This window comes from Campylobacter sp. RM16189 (assembly GCF_012978815.1).
Classification (GTDB): domain Bacteria; phylum Campylobacterota; class Campylobacteria; order Campylobacterales; family Campylobacteraceae; genus Campylobacter_A.
On sequence record NZ_LIWR01000002.1, the window covers coordinates 78,169 to 98,478 of the forward strand.

Here is a 20,310-nt window from a genome sequence, read left to right on the forward strand (position 1 = left end):
AAGATAATTGAAGAGATAAAAGAGCTCGTTTCCACTGTCGGAGAGAAAGATCCCGCCGCAAACGGATGCTGCTTTTGGGCGGTGCTTATAAATACCCCGGGCATTCATGCGGTGGTTTTTCATAGATTTTCGCATTTTTTATACGTGAAGAAATTCTTTTTTATTGCTCGATTTATCTCTCAAATTTCAAGATTTATAACGGGCATTGAGATACATCCGGGCGCAAAGATCGGCTCAAGGCTCTTTATCGATCACGGAATGGGGGTAGTTATCGGAGAAACCGCCGAGATCGGAGATGATGTTACGATGTATCATCAAGTAACTCTTGGCGGAACAGGTAAAGAAGTAGGCAAGCGTCATCCGACTATTAAAAACGGTGTTGTCATAGCAGCAGGCGCAAAGGTGCTTGGAGCTATAACAATAGGCGAAAATTCAAAAATAGGTGCAAATTCCGTCGTGCTTAAAGATGTGCCCGATAATGCAACGGTGGTCGGTATACCGGCTAGAGTAGTTAGGTTAAACGGCGAGAAAATCGAGAGCTAAAGCCCACAAACTATAAAATTTAAGCTTTTATAATATTTAGGTTAATTCTGAGCAGGTAGAGCTTAAAAATCACTCTTCAAATTTTATCACGGTTTGAGCGCTAACTGTCGGTCTTTTGAGCGTATTTGCGGTTTTGCTAAACTCTATAAGATCTTCCGTGTATCTTACTACACTTGGAGTATTTTTAACTGCGGCTTTAAAAATTTCAGCTGCGGCTATAGCGTCGTTCATCGCTCTATGATGGGTGTTTTGTATGCCTAAAACCTCTTTTAGTGCGCCAAGTCCGTATTTAAGCGAAGGGATTGTTCTTCGGGCTAGATCTATGGTGCAAATTTTGCGATTTAGCATGGTGCCAAGTCCAAATTTCTCAAAGCTGGTGCTGATAAATCCGTAGTCAAATTTCACGTTGTGCGCTACGAAAACGCACTCGGCTAAAAAAAGTCTAAATTTTTCAAGCACGCTTGCAAGGCTTGGAGCGCCTTTGAGATCCTCTACTCGTATGCCCGTAAGCGCGGAGATGTTTTCAGGTATATTGCTTGCATACACGAGAGTTTCAAATCTATCAAGCTCAATTCCGTCTTTTATTTTGATCGCGCCGATTTCTATGATCTGTCCGCTGTTTATACCGCCGCTCGTTTCTATATCTACGACGCAAAAAGTTTGATCGTCTATATTTCTTTTTCTTGTGTTTAACTCTATCTCGTTTGAGCCGTTTCGCTTAATGTCAAGCCCTAAAATTTGCCACATAACAAGGTCTCTTACGTCAAATATCGAGCTTAATTCTTCTATCTGGGTTGCTTTTGCTATGAATTCGTAGTAGCTTAAATTTTGCTTGCAGAGTAAATTTATGAGATTTTCTAGCTTTTGGTTCAAAACTCAAGCTTTAGCGCTCTTATCGCCTCCGCGTAAGAGTTTGATGAAAATATATAATTGCCCGCAACGACTATATCAACGCCAGCTTCATCGAGTTCGGCTACGTTTAGTCCCGTTACTCCTCCGTCAACTTCTATGAGGCATTTTGCATTTTTGCACTCTATCATTTCGCGTAGCTTGCGAGCTTTTTCAAGCACTGAAGGGATAAATTTCTGTCCGCCAAAGCCGGGATTTACACTCATTAAAAGCACCATATCAATCTCGTTTATGATGTATTCAAGAGTTTCAATAGGCGTGTGCGGATTTAGCGTGATAGCAGGGCTTACGCCGTTTTTTCTGATATGATCTATGAGCCTTAGCGGGTGCTTTTCTTCCTCTATATGAAAGCTTAAAAATTTAGGCTTAAGTGGCAAGAAAAGATCGGCAAAAAATGTGTTGTTTTGCACCATCAGGTGTATATCAAGAGGCTTTGTGGAAGCCTTTGCAACTGCACTTACCACAAGCGGTCCGATGGTTAAATTCGGCACAAAATGCCCATCCATCACATCAACGTGCACAAGATCGCAACCCGCTTCGCAGATCGCTTCTATCTCCGCTCTTAAATTTCCAAAATCAGCCGATAAAATACTCGGAGCAACGTACATATAAATCCTTTGTTATCTACTTAAAAATAAAGCGCCCTTTGTTCCATCACTAACAAGCTCAATAAAAGCGCCTTTGCTAACGGTATCGCCGTCTTGAATATAGTTTTCAAAAACATTTGGCATCGTAATATCTACCTTTATCTTTTTTGACTCTAATAAGGATAGAATTTTATTTCCTATTATTATCATAAAATTACCAAAAGCACTGTTTAATGATGCCTCTTTGTCATCTTGCAAAAGTATAGCGCAAGCTTTTTGTACTATACTTTTATCAAGGGAGAGTAAAATTTTAGCGTCAATATCGCCGTAAAAGCCTATGCATCCTGTTAGCGCTTTTTGATCGAAGTCAAATGTTTTAACAAAAATTTCACCGCGCTCTACTTTAATTTTTGCCATAGAGGATAAGGTGTTTATAGCTGTTTCTAAAATGATAGGCAATAATTGAACCAAATTTCTAGTGATGTTATGTGGCATCGACTCTTTCATTCCGGGACCGCCGTTTATACTTCCGTCATCATTGAAAAAATCTTCGATGTTATTATATAGTAAAATTCCCGAATCTTCCAAGTCGTTTCTAAGCGCTTCAGATGTATTTGAGCCGCTAAGTCCGCAAATCGCAATAGTGGCACCGTATTCGGCACTCGATATAGATAGTTTGGCTAAAAAGCTTACACCGTGAATATTGGCCGATCTTGCTTTTGTTGCATCGAATACGAAAAATTTAAACCCTATTTTAAGAGAGTTGTTGTGAGCCGACATGTCGAAATTTTCGGCAAAATTTGAGTCTATAAAGCCTGTAAGCTTATAAATAACGACATTATCTCTTACTTGTACGGCTATGGTTTTTTCATTTATATTGATATGTGTTAAATGAATTTTTATATTGTAGTTTTTAGCCGAGTTTTTAAACTCGTTTGCATCTTTTGCTGTATAGACTATGTAGCCTCTTCCGACAAGCTTTAGTGAAATTTGATTTTTTTGCTCTTGATTTTCGTGAAATAGGATTATCTTTTTTTCTTTGGTTGATTTTTCGGTATTTCCAAAAAATAGCATGGCTATCTCTTCACTATCAAAGAATGATAGATTTAGGCTTTGAGGAGACATCTCTCTTAACGCTTTAAATTTTGTCTCGTCATAGTCGCAAAATGCCACATTGGCATCAACTTTTTTTGCCATTTCATACATTGTCAACGAGATAGAGTTAATGCCTATTTTGTTAAAATAGACAACTTTTTTAAGTGATATTAGTATGCATTCTATTTTTTTTGAAAAGATTAACTCTTTGGTTGCCAAGTCTATCTCATATTTTGAGGCATCTCCGTCTAAAAAGCCGTGAGGATAGAATATGACTACATTATCTTTAATTTTTGGTTTCATACCCTATCGCTTTTATAAAAGTCTCAAACTCTTTAGGTGAGGCGTTACAATTAAACTCAAACATCTCTCCAAAGCCGGAATTTGCAAATTCCGGCTTTGATAGCTCGTATGATATTAGCAAATGTATATATTTGGTTATTGTTGTTTGCTCCTCTTGTTTGGATAAATTTTGAAAAATATCTACTACAATGTTGCTTAGCTGCCATTTTTCAGCTATCTTGCAACATATTTCAAATATATCAAAACCTATTTCTCTCTTTAAAATCGTATTGTAGCTAAGTCCGCTAGTTCTTAATACGTGTTTTAAATTTTCTGCGTTTTCCGAGAATATTTTTTCACATACGGATATGCTTGATGGTATTATTGTTATGGATTTAAAAATATCCTTATTATCTACCTTTATTTCTTTTAATATCTTTCCCCAATCGATCATAAAATTGGCTTGCAAATTTGCAAATTTTTGTGTGTCTAGATTGAAAATTTTCCATTTTTTAGGTGTTGTTAGTAATACGTAATAAGAGTATAAAATATCGGTAGTTCTATCTGCGCCAAGAGCGGAAAAGATTTGAGATATATCTTTGATCTCTTTTTTGAATCCAAAAATCGGCTTGTTGATGATAGAGCGCATATATTCTACTAATGCCAAATCGTTTTTGGCAATAGCAGCTGCTTTGGCTAAATCTCCGGAAGCAAGAGTATTTTCACATGATTTTAAAATAGCCGGAATCGCAGGTATTTGAGCGATTAACTCATCTATACTTTCTTGTTTTATCATTATCGTATCTATCTGCCAATTTTGTAAAAATAATCTTTTAATATTCTATCCTTTATATTCATAAAATGAGTTTAAATATTGCATATAATAATTTTAAGATAACCTATATTCTAAAATTTATTTAAGTTAATATTTTGCTTTTTTTGGATAAAATCAGCAGAAATTTTTGTTTTGAAGGAAAAATATGTCAAAAATATGCGATATCACAGGCAAAGGCCCTATGGTTGGAAACAATGTAAGCCACGCTAAAAATAGAACCAAGAGAAGATTTTTGCCAAATCTTAGAACTATTAGAGTAATGCTCGAAGATGGAACAACGAGAAGAATTAAGGTAGCCGCTTCTACGCTTAGAACCATGAGAAAGCAATCGCGTTCATAATTTGCAAGCTTTATAAATAAAGAGGGATTATGTCTTTTATAAAAAAGATCCAAAAATTCCTCAACTGGTCTAGCTTCTCTAAACCGGAAATAAATTTAAATACAGAATTATACGAACAACTTCGCCCATTTCGCCTACCGCTTATCCTAGTCGTTTTAATGATGATGGTCGGTGCTTTGGGCTATGTTGCTATAGATAATTTCAGTCTTATTGATGCTATATATCAGGCCGGAATGACCTTTACTACGGTAGGTTTTACTGAAGTTGCTCCAATTTCACCCGCCGGTCGCCTTTTTACTATCACTTTTATTCTGCTTGGATTTTGCGTTTTTACATTTTCTATCGGTATTCTAGTGGAAGTTTTAAAAAAAGGCTCTTTGATAAATATTTTAAAGGAGAGGCGAATGCTCTATAAGATCGCTAGACTCAAAAATCACTTTGTAATTTGCTATCATAGTCTATATACGATAGAACTTAGTAAGCAGTTTAGAGATAATCATATCCCTTTTGTTGTCGTTGATCCGCGCGAAGATATGCACGAGATAGCCGAAAAATATAAATATCCTTATTATATAATGTCTCAGCCTCATACTCAAATCGCACTTTTAAAAACTCATCTTTCAAGCGCCAAAGGGCTTATTACTCTTAGTCCAAATATCGCTGATAATATCGCTCTCATCGCCACTGTTAGACTGTATGAAAAAGAGATAGGTAGAAAAAAACCATATTTTATAATGACAAATTCTGATAATGATGATGATACAGAGCGCCTTAAAAAATTGGGTGCAGATAATGTCGTAAGCCCTTCCAAACTAGTAGCGCAACGTTTAAGTGCGATGAGTGTGCGCCCGGATATGGAAAATTTATTGGAGCAATTTTTATACAAAAAGGACTCCCCTATAGATATCGAAGAGATCAGTGTGCCTGATTACTCTTGGATAAGATTTAAGCGTCTTAAGGAGACCAATTTAAGAAATATTACAAATGCGGATGTTGTCGGCATAAGGGATATGAATAATAAATTTATTCCTATGCCAAGAGGAGACACCTTGATAGGTACAGGTACGAAGCTGCTTGTCATAGGCACCGCAGAATCTATACGAATGACCAAAAAAGTAGTAAAAAGCAAGCATAAGCCTGAGGAGTGTAAATATGTATGAGATAAAGCGTCTTGAAAATGGACTTGAGAATATAGATGGATTTTATTTTGGCGGGGCAAATTCGGGCTTTAAAAAAGAGGGTAATGATCTTGGATTTATAAGATCAAGTGAGCCTGTTGATATAAGTGCCGTTTTTACAAGCAATAAATTTCAAGCCGCCCCAATCAGGCATTTTTTAAAAAAGGGGCAGAATTTTAGAACAAATTTCATCTTGCTAAACTCTAAAAACGCAAATGCAATGACAGGAGAAGCGGGCATAAACGATATAGATGAAATTTTTAAAAATTTGAGTAAAAATATAAATTTAGTAAATCCCGTTATGAGCTCTACGGGAGTCATAGGATATCGCCTTAAAAAAGAAAAAATTATATCCTCGTTTGATAAATTCGATTTTGATTCAAGAGATTCCAATGGAGTTGTCGGTGCCATAATGACGACAGACAGCTTTAAAAAAGAGATAGCCGTAAGCGTGAAATTTGATGATAAAAAAGAGTTTAAAATCGCCGCTATCTGTAAGGGTGCAGGTATGATAAATCCGTCTCTTGCTACTATGCTATGTTTTATTTTAACGGATGCCAATATCTCAAAACCCGATATGGATGAGCTGTTAAAAGAGGCTTGCGAGAGTAGTTTTAATGCCGTAAGCGTAGATGGCGATACATCCACTAATGATACCGTTATGCTTTTAACCTCAAGAAAGAGCAGGGTCTATGATAAAGAGGCTTTTAAAGAGGCTTTAAAACTAATTACTAAAGAGCTGGCTTTAATGCTTGTTAAAGATGGAGAAGGAGCTACTAAGGTGGTCGAATTTAATATAAGCGGTGCACTTAATTTAAAAGAGGCGGAGCATGCCGCAAAGGCTCTTTCAAATTCACTTTTGGTTAAAACCGCTATTTTTGGTGAGGATCCAAACTGGGGTAGAATCGCATCCACCATAGGCGCAAGCGGAGTAGAGTGCGATGAAGATAGGCTTGAAATTTATTACGATGATGTCTTGGTTTATGATAAATTTCATAAAGAGCTTGATGAAAAAAGAGAAGCCGCAGCTCATCAGGTAATGAAAAAACAAAGCTATACGATAAGTTGCAATCTAAATGTCGGAGATGCACAATTTAGTGCTTACGGTTGCGATCTGGGTCATAAATACGTAAGTATTAACGCAGACTATCGCTCTTAAACCATTTATTAGAGTTAAGTTGCTAAAATTATATAAATATTTCAAGGAGGGTAGATGTTACACGAATACAGGGATATAATCACTGAGCTAAAAGTCTCAAATGCGAGATTTGCTTCGATTTTTGATAAGCATAATGATTTGGATCAAAAAATCATAGATGCCGAAGAGGGCAGAAGTCACTTGGATCACATTCGCATTGAAGAGATGAAACGCGAAAAACTAAGACTAAAAGATGAAGCCTATGCTATGATTTTGGAGTATAAAAAAGAAAAAGGACTCTAATCTACCAAACCCTGCCTTAATTGTTTAAATTTGAGGCAGGGTTTTTAAATTTTAATCTATCGATATCTTCTTAAGAATAAAAAAAACTATCATAACAGCTATTAAAAGTCCGATTGCTAGAACATATTCGTTCATCTTATTCCTTTTGATAAACTTCACTCAAAATAATTATACACAATAAAAAATAAAATTATTAAAAATATTGAGATTAAAGCTTTAATAAAATTAAATTTGTATAAAATTAATATTATTCAAAAGGATTAAATGATGAGTGATAAGGAAAGTATTTTTATCAATAGAGAGCTTAGCTGGCTACGTTTTAACTCTCGTGTTTTAGCTCAGTGCGAAAAGCCGATCCCGCCGCTTGAAAAGCTTAAATTTATAGCCATTTATATGACAAATTTAGATGAGTTTTATATGATAAGGATAGCTGGTCTTAAGCAGCTTTTTGCCGCAGGTATAGTTGCCAGTGGAAGTGATGAGATGACTCCATTAGAGCAGTTAAGGGAGATTAGAAAATATATAAAAGACGAGCTTAATCTGGTAGAAAAACACTATAAAGATGCTTTAAAGGAGCTTGGAGAGCAAAATTTATTTATAAAAAACTATAGTGAAATTTCAGAACCACTTAGAAAAAAATGCGATGACTATTTCTTCTCAAATATTCTTCCCGTAATAGTTCCAATCGCAGTAGATGCGACCCATCCGTTCCCTCACTTAAATAATCTTAGCTTTTCGCTGGCTGTTAAGCTTTCAGACAGCGAACATCCTGAGGTTTTAAAATACGGAATGATAAGAATTTCTAGAGTGTTGCCAAGATTTTATCAAGCGCAGGACAATGTCTATGTGCCTATTGAAACTATAGTCCACGAGCATGCCGAAGAAATTTTCCCGGGGTATAGACTCATTAGCTCTGCGGCGTTTAGAGTAACTAGAAATGCCGATATAATCATAGAGGAAGAAGAGGCTGATGACTTTATGATGATATTGGAGCAGGGGCTTAAACTTCGCAGAAAAGGCGCCTTTGTTCGTATGCAGATTCAAAAAGATGCTGATAACGATATAGTCGAGTTTCTAAACACTCACATGAAGATTTTTTACAAAGATATCTATGAGTACACGGTTCCACTCACGTTAAATTCGCTCTGGCAGATCGTAAGTAATAAGGAATTTTCTCATCTTGCACTTCCGCCATATACGCCTAGAACCCTATTGCCGTTTAGCGAACATATGCCTATTTTTGATGCGATAGATAAGGAAGATGTGCTTGTTTTGCACCCTTACGAGAGCTTTGATCCTGTTGTCAAATTTATAAAAGAGGCGAGCAAAGACCCTAAGGTAATTTCGATACGAATGACTCTTTACAGAGTGGATAAAAACTCACCTATAATTCAGTCTTTAATAGATGCCGCAAGTGACGGCAAGCAAGTAACTGTGATGGTAGAGCTTAAGGCTAGATTTGATGAAGAAAATAACCTTCACTGGGCTAAGGCTCTTGAGGATGCCGGCGCTCACGTGATATACGGAATCGCAGGCTTTAAGGTTCATGCCAAAGTTAGCCAAGTAATCCGTCAAGTAGGAGACAAGCTTAAGTTTTATATGCACTTTGGCACAGGTAATTATAATGGCGGTTCGGCTAAAATTTATACCGATGTGAGCTATTTTACTAGCAAAAGCGAGTTTGCTCACGATAGTACCACATTTTTTCATATCCTGTCGGGATTTTCTAAAAATCGCAGACTAAATACCCTCTCGATGTCTCCGATGCAAATTAAAGAGCGAGTCTTGGAGATGATAAAAAATGAGACCAAAAAGGGCAAAGAGGGCCAGATAATAGCCAAGATGAATGCGCTTGTAGATAGCGATATCATAAATGCTTTAAGCGAGGCTAGCGCTGCAGGGGTTAGTATAGATCTTATCGTCAGAGGAATTTGCTGCATAAGACCGGGCATAAAGGGTGTTAGCGAAAATATCCGCGTGCGCTCAATCATTGGCAAATACTTAGAGCATGCTAGAATTTTATACTTTAAGCACGCTACACCGCAGCTTTATATCTCTAGTGCGGACTGGATGCCTAGAAATTTAGAGCGTAGATTAGAGCTTATGACACCTATTTACGAGCAAAATTTACAAGATAGATTGCTAGAGTTTTTACGAATCCAACTAAGCGATAACGAGCTTGCTTTCGAGCTTCATAAAGACGGAGAGTATTATAAAACAAAGGTAAAAGAGGGCGAAAATATCATAAATTCTCAAGAGATCTTTGAGGAGTATGTAAGTAAAATTTATAAAACCACTAAAAAAGACAATGACAATGCAAAAAGAGAGCATATAGCTTCAAAACTGCTCAAAGAGAGCTAAAATTTGGGCTAAATTTGGCCCAAATTCCTTAAATTTATATCTTTCTTATCTTGGCTATCTCGTCGCGCAAAGCAGCGGCCTTTTCAAACTCAAGTTTACTAGCAGCTTCTAGCATCTGTTTTCTTAGCTCTTTTACGATTTTAGCGCACTCTGCAGCCGGCATCTTTTCTAAATTCTTATTTTTTCTATATAGTTCGCCCTCGTCCTCTATGTGAAGGCTCTCTTCGATATTTCTACTTGCGCTCTTTGGAGTGATATTATGAGCCTTATTGTACTCTTCTTGTAGTTTGCGACGAGAATTTGTAGTATCCATCGCCTCTTGCATGGATTTGGTGATCTTTTTGGCAAACATCATTACCTTGCCGTTTACGTTTCTGGCAGCTCGCCCCATTGTTTGTATTAAGCTTGTAGTAGAGCGTAAAAAGCCCTCTTTATCGGCATCCATGATAGCTATTAGGCTAACTTCCGGCAGATCAAGCCCCTCGCGAAGCAAGTTTATGCCTATTAGCATATCAAAGTCACCGCCTCTAAGCCCTCTTATTATCTCGTTTCGCTCTATTGCATCGATATCGGAGTGCATGTACTTTACTTTTATGCCAAGTTCCGTGTAATATCTGCTTAGCTCCTCCGCCATCTTTTTAGTTAGCACCGTTACTAAAACTCTTTCGTTTCTCTCTATTACTCGCTTTGCTTCGTCGAATAAAATTTCCACTTGATTATCGCTATCTTTTATTTCTATTTGCGGATCAAGAAGTCCAGTAGGGCGCAAAATTTGCTCATACACATGTCCTTTTGAGAGCTCAAGCTCAAGCTCGTTTGGAGTAGCCGATACAAATAAAAATTTAGCTCTTTTATTGATAAATTCATCAAATTTCAAAGGACGGTTATCAAGTGCGGACGGCAGACGAAACCCATACTCTACGAGCACTTCTTTACGACTTTTATCGCCCGCATACATTCCGCGAAACTGCGGCAGGCTCACGTGACTCTCATCGACTATTACTAGATAGTCCTTGCCGCTTATTTCGTAGTAGTCAAATAGGCTGTATGGCGTCTCTCCGGGAGCTTGTCCCGTTAAATGTCTAGCATAGTTTTCTACACCTTTGCACATTCCGGTAGAATTTAGCATCTCCAGATCAAATTCAACCCTTTGTTTTAGCCTCTGAGCCTCTACGAGCTTGCCTTGCTCGTTAAATTCCTTTAGTCTCTCATCTAACTCCGCTTCAATCTGCTTAATGGCGATTTTTAGCCTATCCTCCCCGACTATAAATTGACTCGTGGCGTAAAGCGTGAATTTGCCTATGCTTTTAAGCCTTTTATTGTCTAGAACGTCAAAATGATACATCTCATCTATCTCATCTCCGAAAAACTCTATCCTAAGTGCCTCGTCGTTATAATATGCAGGATATATATCGACTACATCGCCATTTACTCTAAAATCTCCTCTGTCAAAATAAGCATCGTTTCTTTTATAGCCCATATCTACGAGTTTACTAAGCAGTTTGCGTTGATTTAGAGCTTCTCCGACTTTTAGATATAGCACCATACCCTGATATTCGCTAGGATTTCCTAAGCCGTAGTTTGCCGATACCGAAGCTATCGTGATCACATCGTCAAAGCTTAATAGGCTTGCCGTAGCAGAGAGCCTAAGCCGCTCAAGCTCCTCATTTACTGAACTATCTTTCTCTATATACAGGTCGCTTCTTGGTATGTATGCCTCAGGCTGATAGTAATCATAGTAGCTTATAAAATACTCCACGTGATTATTTGGGAAAAAGCCCTTAAATTCGCTATAAAGCTGCGCTGCAAGAGATTTATTATGTGTCATTACGAGAGTCGGCATATTTAGCTTTGCTATTACATTTGCCATAGTAAAGGTCTTGCCCGAACCCGTAACCCCAAGCAGGGTCTGATAGCTAGAGCCTGATCTTATAGACTCTACTATTCCATCTATGGCGTTTGTCTGATCAGGACTTGGGCTAAATTTGGATGAAATTTCAAAATTTTTCATTTGTCCTCTTTAAAAAACAGCTTATTTTATGTTACAATTCGAGGAAATTATACCAAATAAAGGGATCTTATGTTTGAAAACGAAAAAGTATTAAATACTCTTACGGATAAAGTAAACGACCTGCTTGTCAAATATAATGAAATTTGCGATGAGAACGAAGCGCTACGTAATGAGCTTATAGCGCTTAAAGCTCAAAACGAAGCCAAAACAAATCAGATTTTACGCCTTGAAGATGAACTCAAAAATAAAAATATAGAATCTGACGATATAGTCCGCAAAATCGAAGCCGTTTTAGGTAAATAATGAAAAAAATAACAGTTACAATCGCATCAAGAGATTATACTATAAGCCTTGAAGATGACTTTGCTAGGAGCTTTGAACGCGACTGGGAGGTGTTTTTGGGAGGTAAGAAATATCTTGATGTGAAAGAGCTGTTAAGCGCCTTTGTGCAAAAATGCTACGAAAACTACCAGCAAGAACGTGATTTGGAAAATCTTGCTAAAAAACTCAGCCAAGAGATAAGCTGAAATTTAGTATCAAACCCACAATAACATCATTACTTATATTATAAAATCCATATTGTAGTAAATTTTAATATGTTATAATCCAAATAAAATTTAAGGGTATTTATGAGTAAGAATGAGGGATTAAAAGCTGATATAGATTTTTTAAAATCATTAATTATATTTTTCCTTACCGCTCTATTTGCTGTTATAGGTTGGATAGTAACCATCAGACAAAAAGCGGAAAATTTAGATATAATCTTAGTCGGTATAGCCGTAGTTATATTATCGATCATAATATCTGTACTTTTTAAGAAGATAAATAAAAAGATTAAAGAACTAACCGATTTAAAAGAAAGGAAATAAAATGGCGACTATATTTTTGACTCTGTGTATAGTCATAGCTCTATTCGTAGTATCCTACTCTGTTATTAAATACGCTTAGATATAAATAAAAAGCGATATTGAAGTCATGGATAGAGTCATCTTAATTTGCTCCGCCTTTTTGACCAAGGCTGCCAATATGGCTTTAAATAGCTAAAAATTTAATATTTCTTTCTGTTTATATAAGATTTTATAAAAATTTAGTATAAATTTATATCTATTTAAGTATTAAAAACATATAATTCGTTTAACTACATAAATGTATGTAGAATTCATTTAAGGAGTCTCTTATGAGAAAAGGTTTTACAATGATTGAGTTGATCTTCGTGATCGTTATTTTAGGTATTTTGGCTGCTATAGCTATTCCAAGACTTGCTGCTTCTAGAGATGATGCTGAAGCCGTTAAAACTGCTAGAACTATGAGTGTTTTAGTTAGTGATGTTAGTTCATATTATGTTTCTCAAGCCGCATTAGCTGCAAAGTTAGGCGATATGACAAATGTTAAATTTATAACAACACCAACAGATTTGACTGGTATTATAGATTCTGCTGGTAAAAAATGTGTTAAAGTAACTGTCACTGCTGCTACTGCTACTACTCCTGCATATATAACTTTTGCAAAAGGAGATGAGGCTGACACGCCTGGTACTATATGCCCTAGAGTTGTGGCCATGTCAACTGTTAAATCTATGCTTGAGGCAAAATTTACACCTGAAGGTGGTTCTGAAACAGATGGTATCGCTATAGGAAGCACTACAACAATTAAGTTCTAATTATTAAAATTAGTTGATATTAAACCCAAGGCTTAAAAACTAAGTCTTGGGTTTTTTCAATTTAGCTCTTTTATTTTTAACTCTTAAAACTACTAAAATTATTAAGTTTATATAAGATATAATCTTTGAAACTACAAAGGATTATTTATGAAACATGCTTTTACAATGGTTGAACTTGTATTGGTTATAGTTATTATAGGTATTTTATCTGCTATTGCGGTTCCTAGATTTTTTGTTACTAGAGATGATGCTATTATTACTAGGGCTAGAGCCGATATCTCGTCTATTAGAAGTGCTATAGTAAATATACGAAATACAAATATGCTATCTGGAACTTTTACATATCCCGATCTTGAAAAAAGCGCTACCAGCACTAATCTTTTCGATAATGTTTTACGAGACGGAATAAAGCCTAAAGGTGATGGCGGCACTTCAGGCTGGAAAAAGAGCGGAGATGACTATACTTTTACTGTAGCCGGAAAAACTGTAACATTTAAATACGATAAAACAAACGGCTCTTTTGGTTGCTCTGACGATACCAACAAAGATCTTTGCAAACAGTTAACGGAGTAATGAACTATTACGAGATAATACCAAGCGGCTTAAACTATAAGCCGCTTACCTATCATAGTGGCTATGAAATCTCTCCTTATACGCAAGTTCTCATAAACATAAAAAACAAAAAAACTCTTGGCTATGTGTTTAAAAAAATACCAAAGCCCGAGTTTAAAACTCTTGAAATTTTAGAAGTTTTACCTACTAAACTAACCGATATTCAAATTTCGCTTCTAAGCTTCATCTCATATTACTATATCTCAAATTTATGTGTTAGCGCAGGACTTTTTACTCCTTTTGACAATAGTATAAAGCCTATTTTAGAGGATAGTAAATTTAACAAAGAGCCAAATTTAAGTGATGATCAAAAAGAAGCTCTTAAATTTGCTAAAGAGCATAAGACTAGCCTGCTTTTTGGCGATACCGGAAGCGGTAAGAGCGAAGTATACATATCTTTAATCAAAGAGTATTTAAATAAAGGAAATCAGGTTTTGTTTCTCATGCCTGAAATTTCACTAACTCCTCAGATGCAAAAGCGGCTTAAGAGCTATTTTGGTGATAAATTCGGTCTTTGGCACTCTAAAATTACACAAAAAAAACGAAATGAAATTTTGACTAAATTTTTAAGTGGAGAGATAAGGCTGATAGCTGGTGCACGCTCGGCTCTATTTTTGCCATTTACAAATTTAGGCTTGATAGTAGTTGACGAAGAGCACGATGAGAGTTATAAATCTGCTCAAAATCCGCGATATAACGCTAGGGATTTGGCTCTATTTTTAGCTAGTAAATTTGATATAAAGGTGCTTTTAGGCTCTGCAACTCCAAGTCTTGTAACTTACTCTAAGCAAGCAAATTTTAGACTAAAGGGCACATTTTATAAGAGTGAAAAAGAGTTTATATACGATGAGAGCGAAACCGGCTTAAGCCAAATAATTTTATCAGAGCTTGAAAGAAGTATAAGTATAGGCAAGCAAGCTGTGGTCTTTGTACCTACAAGGGCAAATTTTCGCTATCTTGTCTGCAGGGATTGCGGTCACACGATAAAGTGTCCGTTCTGTAGCGTTGGAATGAGCTTTTATAAGAGGCATAATATGTTAAAGTGTCAATACTGCGGTTTTACAATGCCTGTTTTAAAAACTTGCGAAAATTGTGAAAGCGAGATGATAGAAGCTAAAAAGATCGGCACGGATGAGCTTGCAACTAAGCTTCAGGAGGCTTTTAAAGATACCAAAATAGCTAAATTTGATAGAGATGAGATAAACACACAAAATAAGCTAGAAAAGAGTCTAAAAGCCTTTAATGACGGCGAAGTGCAAATTTTAGTCGGAACTCAGATGCTAAGTAAGGGGCATGATTATCACAATGTGGATTTAGCCGTAATAATGGGTGTAGATGAGCTTTTAAATTTCCCTGATTTTAGAGCGCGCGAGAGGACTTTGGCTCTGGCTATGCAGGTTGCGGGTAGGGCGGGACGAGTAGGGCGTGGTAGAGTCGTGATACAAAGCTTGCAAAAAGAGTTTTTTAAAAGCTATATAGATAACTATGACGAGTTTTTGACTGACGAGATGTCATATAGAGAAAGCCTATATCCACCTTTTACTAGGCTTTTGCGAGCGGTAATAAGTGATAAAAATGAAAATTTAGCTAAAGATAGACTAGGCGAGTGCCTGAAAGAGCTAAATAATCTAGCTGGCAAAGAGTCAAATTTGCAGATAGTAGGGCATGGAAAATGCGCTATAGAGATGATTTCCGGCAAGTATAGATACGAGATACTACTAAGGTCAAATTCTCATATAGCTCTTATTAAAGCGGGTAAAATTTGCTCAAATTTCGGCTTTGATGTGGATATGGATCCGATGAATTTCTCCTAATCGGATCCTGCAAATAAAATTAAAATTTCTTTTTACGCACATCCTGCGTAGCGATTTTTGCCGCTTCGTTTACCTGTGAGGCAATTTCGTTAGTATTTTTTGCTATCTTAATATTTTCTCTTGTTACATTATCTATCTCGACTATGGCCTGATTGATCTGATCTATGCCTTTGGTCTGCTCAAATATGCTATGGCTCATATCGTTTATGCCTTGAGATAGCATATTGATATTTGCCTCGATCTCTGATAGTGATTTTTGCGTTCTTTCGGCTAGATTTCTTACCTCGTCCGCTACTACGGCAAATCCGCGTCCGTGCTCTCCTGCTCGTGCCGCCTCGATCGCCGCATTAAGAGCTAGTAAATTTGTCTGATCGGCTATATCTCTTATGATGCTGACGATATTTTTTATGTCGTTGCTTTGGTTTATGATTTGATTTGCTTTGTCGTTTATCGAGTGCATTGAGTTATTTATCTCTTCTATCGCTAGCACGCTCTCTTGAACAGATTCCGCTTGCTTGTTTGTGCCTTCGGATAGGTTGTGAACAAATGAATTTAGCACCTGAGATTTCTCTTCTAGCATTTTGTTTTGTTCAAGTGAATTTCTAAGGATATTGCTCATCTCTTCACCTAAGAAATTTATGCCCTCCCCAAGCTTTCTTTTTTCGCTTTTAGAATCTCCAAGATCGATTCTGGCTGTAAAGTCATTATTCGTATAAAGTCCTAAAATTTCAACAACGCCGTGAATATCGGTTTTTAGCGTATTTACAAAATTGTTAATAAGGTCTTTTAACTCTTCTAAATTTCTATTATTAGGAGTTTGGTTAATATTTTGCCCTAGATTGCCTGTAGATGCTGATTTAAAGACCATCTTAGCATCATTTATCATTTTAGTGTCTTTTTTTAGACCGTCTGCTATATTTTTAATATTCTCGTTGATAAGATCCGCCATTTGTTTGAATTCATCGTCTGATTTTACTGTTATTTGCTTGCACTCCCTAGAGCTATCGTTTAGATATGCAAAAAATTCAAACAGCCCCTCTTTAATCTTGGATAGAGGTTTTAGTTTTAAATTTAATACAACAGCCAAAGTGGTCACTATAAGCAGTATAGAGCATATGGATAGGATGAGTTGATATATGAATAGATTGTCTATGCTTTGATTGTATGTTTTTGCTGTGGTTACTGAGCATAGTAACCAACCAGTAATATCATCTTTTAGGCACGCTGCAACCATATCATTGTTATTATCGTTAAATGCGTATGTTGTTGATTTTGTAGAACTATCCTTAAAGAAGTTGAGTAAATTTTTATTTACCTCAGACTCTTTCATCAAAAGCTCTTTATTAGGATTTATGATGCTTTTTGCATTTTTATCTATAAGAAGAATATAATCATCCTGGTAGTGTTTCATATTTGATATTACTTCGCTTAATTTCTCAAGAGTAATATCTGATGATACAACACCTGATAGTTTGCCGCCTTTTTTAATAGGGGCTGCGAATGATATAGTTAGTTTTTGATCTTTGGTCGAGATATAAGGATCTGTGATAACGGCATCTTTAGCCGATATGACTTGTTTATACCATCCTCTTGCTCTTGGGTCGTATCCATTTAGGCTTGGGTATTGGTGGTTGCCGTTTGACCTTAGCATCCTGCCGTCTTTTTCAAAACCCGCATACAAAGAGACAAATTTACCAGATTGGCTACCTACCTTTAATATCTGCTCAAAATTATCTTCGTTATACTCCGAACTCTCTATATAAGAAGCTACTGATTTTACTATGCTTAGCTTTGAATCCATGTAGTTTTGCATATACTCTATGGCATCTTTTACTATGCTATACTGAGATGATGATATAAGTGTTTTTGTCTCTTGTTTTGTTATGTTAAAAGATACAAAAGAAAAAATACTTAGCGCTATTACAAGTAGAAATGAGATTAAAACCGTAACGCTTCTTGCTAATTTCGAGTTCATATTAAGCTCCTGATCAAGTTTTATAAATAGTAAAACAGCTGTTAATTTTATATACTTTAAGCTTAATAAGTATTAAATTGCATGTATGCTTATATGCTTAGATGTTTTGTGTCAGTTTAAATTTAATTTGGTTTATAATTTAAATTTGAGCCTTTTGAAAGTGAAAATTTCTTATAATTACCCAAAAAATTAAAAGGCAAATTTTGCAAAGATATCCAACTAAACAGATAAAAATTCGTGATGTTTTAATAGGGGGTGATGCTCCCATCTCGGTGCAGTCGATGACATTTTCTAAGACAAGGGATATAAAAGGCACCTTAGAGCAGATAAGCAGGCTATATTTTGCAGGATGCGATATAGTGCGTTGTGCGGTACTTGATAAAGAGGACGCTGCAGCTCTGCGCGAGATAGTAAGGCAAAGTCCGCTTCCTGTGGTAGCTGATATACACTTCAACTACCGATATGCGCTCATAGTCAGTGAATTTGTAGATGCCGTACGGATAAATCCGGGCAATATCGGCTCAAAAGATCGTATAAAGGCTGTAGTTGAAGCGTGTAAGCAGCGAAATTTGCCTATACGAATCGGTGTAAATTCAGGCTCGCTAGAGGAGCAGTTTGAGAATAAATATGGTAGAACGGTTGAGGCTATGGTGGCTTCTGCGATTTATAACATAAATTTGCTTGAGGATTTTGATTTTACCGATATTAAAATTTCTCTTAAATCAAGCGATGTAGAGCGCACCATGCAGGCTTACCGTGAACTTCGCCCAAAGGTTATATATCCATTTCATTTAGGAGTAACCGAGGCTGGAACCACTTTTCACGCGACTATAAAATCGTCTATTGCGCTTGGGGGGCTTTTGCTTGAAGGAATCGGCGATACGATGAGAGTGAGCATCACGGGCGAGCTTGAAGAGGAGATAAAGGTCGCAAAGGCTATTTTAAAAGATAGCGGAAGACAAAAAGAGGGGCTAAATATCATATCTTGCCCTACTTGCGGGAGGCTTCAAAGCGATCTAATGGCGGCGATTAAGATAGTTGAGGAAAAGACAAAGCATATCAAAGAGCCGCTTAACGTCTCTGTTATGGGCTGCGTGGTAAATGCGATAGGCGAGGCTAAGGGTGCTGACGTGGCGATAGCTTTTGGCAAAGAAAGTGGGCTTATAATGCGCCGCGGCGAAGTGGTAGCCAGGCTAAAAGAGAGCGAGCTTGTGGATAGGTTTTTACTAGAGCTTGACGAGGAGATAAAGAGCCGTGGCTAAGAACGAGATAAATATGCATAATCTTTATGACCTCGATATGGAGAGGTCGATTTTAAGCTCTATCATCTATAGCGGAGATAATTTAGCTGAAATTTTTGACACTATTTCTGCCGGGGATTTTTATCTAAAAGGACATGCGGACGTATATTGGGCTATGGTCGAGTGTATGAATGCGGATTTGCCGATAGAGACGACATTTTTAAAGACAAAGCTAGGAAATAAATTTGATGAGGAAATTTTTGCAAATATTATCGGCACAAACTCTATTCTAGATATTAAAAAATATGCAACAGAACTTAGGGAAAAATCGATAAAGCGATCTCTGGTGCAGATAGCTCACCAGATCCCAAATAAGGTAAGCGAGGATAGACCTAGTCGCGATATGGTAGATGAGCTAAGTCAGAGCTTTTATTCGCTTGTTGAGGGTTCTGGATCCGGCGTGATAAAAGATAGCGAGGAGATTATATCTGATGTTTTGGCTCATCTTGAGAAGCAAAAGACTCTTGAAGATAAGGATATAGTTGGTATTGATACAGGCTTTAAGCAGCTAAACGAGATGACAAAGGGTTTTAAAAATGGCGATCTTATAATAATCGCCGCTCGTCCGGGTATGGGAAAGACTACAATATGCTTAAATTTAATGAGTAATGTTTTGCAGGGTGGCAACGGGGTAGTGTTTTTCTCTCTTGAGATGCCTGCCGAGCAGATTATGCTAAGAATGTTAAGCGCTAAGACTTCCATACCTCTTCAAAATATCATGACCGCCAAGATGGATGACGAGGAGTGGAGTAGGCTAAGCGATGCCTGCGAAGATATGTCTCATAAGAAGTTTTTCGTTTATGATAGCGGATATGTCAATATCCATCAGATCAGAACCCAGATGCGCAAGCTAAAGACGAGTCATCCTGAAATTTCGCTTTGTGTGATCGATTATATAGGGCTTATGATGGCCACTTCAAATTACTCAGATAGGCATTTACAAATCGCTGAAATTTCACGTGGTTTAAAGCTTCTTGCACGTGAGCTTGATATGCCTATTATAGCGCTATCTCAGCTTAATCGTAGCCTTGAAGCGCGTGCAAATAAGCGTCCTATGCTAAGCGATCTAAGGGAGTCTGGAGCCATAGAGCAAGATGCCGATATGATACTTTTTGTGTATCGTGACGAGGTCTATTTGGAGCAGGAGGAGAAGGAGCGCGAGAAGCGAGCCAAGGCCGAAGGTAAAGAGTATGTGCCTAAATTTATACCAAACAAGATCGAAGAGGATGCAGAGATAATAATCGGTAAGAATAGAAACGGACCCGTAGGCACGGTTGATGTAATATTTCAGAAGGAATTTACCCGCTTTGTGGATAAGAGTTTTGGTGCAATTCATATGGCGGAATTTACCGGCTGATGGGGTTTT

Annotated in this window: 20 protein-coding genes and 1 pseudogene; 14 read left to right on the forward strand and 7 right to left on the reverse strand. The window is 37.0% G+C overall.

From position 1 onward, the window contains the following. The first annotated feature begins 3 nt into the window (after positions 1-3). Complete coding sequence (gene epsC, locus CDOM16189_RS01300) at positions 4-543, forward strand: serine O-acetyltransferase EpsC (RefSeq protein WP_169974029.1); 540 nt, start codon at positions 4-6, stop codon at positions 541-543. Positions 544-612: 69 nt separating this feature from the next. Here epsC and CDOM16189_RS01305 read toward each other — a convergent pair whose 3' ends face one another. Genes CDOM16189_RS01305 through CDOM16189_RS01320 form a run of 4 tightly spaced genes read right to left on the reverse strand, consistent with a single transcriptional unit; the run spans position 613 to position 4,212 of the window. Further along, a complete protein-coding gene (locus CDOM16189_RS01305) occupies positions 613-1,416 on the reverse strand; it encodes a 3'-5' exonuclease (protein ID WP_169973703.1) in 804 nt (267 codons plus the stop codon). Next, positions 1,413-2,060, reverse strand: coding sequence for a ribulose-phosphate 3-epimerase (rpe, locus tag CDOM16189_RS01310; RefSeq protein ID WP_169973704.1), 648 nt, complete (start codon positions 2,058-2,060; stop codon positions 1,413-1,415). The genes CDOM16189_RS01305 and rpe overlap by 4 nt, the downstream gene beginning before the upstream one ends. A 12-nt stretch (positions 2,061-2,072) precedes the next feature. After that, positions 2,073-3,437: a sulfate transporter gene (locus CDOM16189_RS01315; RefSeq protein ID WP_170000691.1), complete on the reverse strand. Its 1,365-nt coding sequence runs from the start codon at positions 3,435-3,437 to the stop codon at positions 2,073-2,075. Next, positions 3,421-4,212, reverse strand: a complete 792-nt coding sequence (locus CDOM16189_RS01320) for an HDOD domain-containing protein (protein WP_169973708.1) — start codon at positions 4,210-4,212, stop codon at positions 3,421-3,423. The genes CDOM16189_RS01315 and CDOM16189_RS01320 overlap by 17 nt, the downstream gene beginning before the upstream one ends. A 184-nt stretch (positions 4,213-4,396) precedes the next feature. Between CDOM16189_RS01320 and rpmB the strand changes: the two genes are divergently transcribed. The 5 genes from rpmB (at position 4,397) to CDOM16189_RS01345 (ending at position 9,571) form a co-directional block, all read left to right on the forward strand. Then, the gene (gene rpmB / locus CDOM16189_RS01325; RefSeq protein ID WP_169973710.1) at positions 4,397-4,591 is read left to right on the forward strand and encodes a 50S ribosomal protein L28; all 195 of its coding nucleotides are present in this window, start codon (positions 4,397-4,399) and stop codon (positions 4,589-4,591) included. A gap of 29 nt (positions 4,592-4,620) precedes the next feature. Further along, positions 4,621-5,751 carry a potassium channel family protein gene (locus CDOM16189_RS01330; protein WP_169973712.1) on the forward strand — a complete coding sequence of 377 codons (1,131 nt, stop codon included), beginning with the start codon at positions 4,621-4,623 and terminating at the stop codon, positions 5,749-5,751. Further along, positions 5,744-6,928: a bifunctional glutamate N-acetyltransferase/amino-acid acetyltransferase ArgJ gene (gene argJ, locus CDOM16189_RS01335; protein WP_169973714.1), complete on the forward strand. Its 1,185-nt coding sequence runs from the start codon at positions 5,744-5,746 to the stop codon at positions 6,926-6,928. Before CDOM16189_RS01330 ends, argJ begins: the two co-directional genes overlap by 8 nt. A gap of 54 nt (positions 6,929-6,982) precedes the next feature. Continuing rightward, positions 6,983-7,210: an HP1242/YdcH family protein gene (locus CDOM16189_RS01340; RefSeq protein WP_169973716.1), complete on the forward strand. Its 228-nt coding sequence runs from the start codon at positions 6,983-6,985 to the stop codon at positions 7,208-7,210. A gap of 267 nt (positions 7,211-7,477) precedes the next feature. Continuing rightward, positions 7,478-9,571: an RNA degradosome polyphosphate kinase gene (locus tag CDOM16189_RS01345; protein WP_170000692.1), complete on the forward strand. Its 2,094-nt coding sequence runs from the start codon at positions 7,478-7,480 to the stop codon at positions 9,569-9,571. 34 nt (positions 9,572-9,605) lie between these two features. On the opposite strand, the gene uvrB is transcribed toward CDOM16189_RS01345, so the two are convergent. Further along, complete coding sequence (gene uvrB / locus CDOM16189_RS01350) at positions 9,606-11,582, reverse strand: excinuclease ABC subunit UvrB (RefSeq protein WP_170000693.1); 1,977 nt, start codon at positions 11,580-11,582, stop codon at positions 9,606-9,608. Positions 11,583-11,651: 69 nt separating this feature from the next. Between uvrB and CDOM16189_RS01355 the strand changes: the two genes are divergently transcribed. The 6 genes from CDOM16189_RS01355 (at position 11,652) to CDOM16189_RS01380 (ending at position 15,668) form a co-directional block, all read left to right on the forward strand. After that, a complete protein-coding gene (locus CDOM16189_RS01355) occupies positions 11,652-11,885 on the forward strand; it encodes a hypothetical protein (RefSeq protein ID WP_169973721.1) in 234 nt (77 codons plus the stop codon). Continuing rightward, on the forward strand, positions 11,885-12,109 hold the full coding sequence (locus CDOM16189_RS01360) for a hypothetical protein (RefSeq protein WP_169973723.1): 225 nt from the start codon (positions 11,885-11,887) through the stop codon (positions 12,107-12,109). The genes CDOM16189_RS01355 and CDOM16189_RS01360 overlap by 1 nt, the downstream gene beginning before the upstream one ends. 102 nt (positions 12,110-12,211) lie before the next feature. Next, entirely contained in the window at positions 12,212-12,451 is a 240-nt protein-coding gene (locus CDOM16189_RS01365; protein WP_170000694.1) for a hypothetical protein, read from the forward strand. 308 nt (positions 12,452-12,759) lie between these two features. Then, positions 12,760-13,242, forward strand: a complete 483-nt coding sequence (locus tag CDOM16189_RS01370) for a type II secretion system protein (protein ID WP_170000695.1) — start codon at positions 12,760-12,762, stop codon at positions 13,240-13,242. A 147-nt stretch (positions 13,243-13,389) separates the two neighbouring features. Continuing rightward, on the forward strand, positions 13,390-13,815 hold the full coding sequence (locus CDOM16189_RS01375; RefSeq protein WP_170000696.1) for a prepilin-type N-terminal cleavage/methylation domain-containing protein: 426 nt from the start codon (positions 13,390-13,392) through the stop codon (positions 13,813-13,815). Beyond that, positions 13,815-15,668, forward strand: a complete 1,854-nt coding sequence (locus tag CDOM16189_RS01380) for a primosomal protein N' (protein ID WP_170000697.1) — start codon at positions 13,815-13,817, stop codon at positions 15,666-15,668. The genes CDOM16189_RS01375 and CDOM16189_RS01380 overlap by 1 nt, the downstream gene beginning before the upstream one ends. 19 nt (positions 15,669-15,687) lie before the next feature. Here the strand turns inward: CDOM16189_RS01380 and CDOM16189_RS10045 are convergent, their stop codons facing one another. Together CDOM16189_RS10045 and CDOM16189_RS10050 are read right to left on the reverse strand one after the other, a co-directional pair. Then, positions 15,688-16,617: a methyl-accepting chemotaxis protein gene (locus CDOM16189_RS10045; RefSeq protein WP_502707246.1), complete on the reverse strand. Its 930-nt coding sequence runs from the start codon at positions 16,615-16,617 to the stop codon at positions 15,688-15,690. 234 nt (positions 16,618-16,851) lie between these two features. Next, positions 16,852-17,643 (reverse strand): annotated as a pseudogene (locus CDOM16189_RS10050) (PDC sensor domain-containing protein); the annotation flags it as partial. Positions 17,644-17,843: 200 nt separating this feature from the next. Between CDOM16189_RS10050 and ispG the strand changes: the two are divergent. Further along, positions 17,844-18,905 carry a flavodoxin-dependent (E)-4-hydroxy-3-methylbut-2-enyl-diphosphate synthase gene (gene ispG, locus CDOM16189_RS01390; RefSeq protein WP_349304317.1) on the forward strand — a complete coding sequence of 354 codons (1,062 nt, stop codon included), beginning with the start codon at positions 17,844-17,846 and terminating at the stop codon, positions 18,903-18,905. Between the two features lie 13 nt (positions 18,906-18,918). Further along, positions 18,919-20,301 carry a replicative DNA helicase gene (locus tag CDOM16189_RS01395; RefSeq protein ID WP_211436555.1) on the forward strand — a complete coding sequence of 461 codons (1,383 nt, stop codon included), beginning with the start codon at positions 18,919-18,921 and terminating at the stop codon, positions 20,299-20,301. Positions 20,302-20,310: the final 9 nt, after the last annotated feature.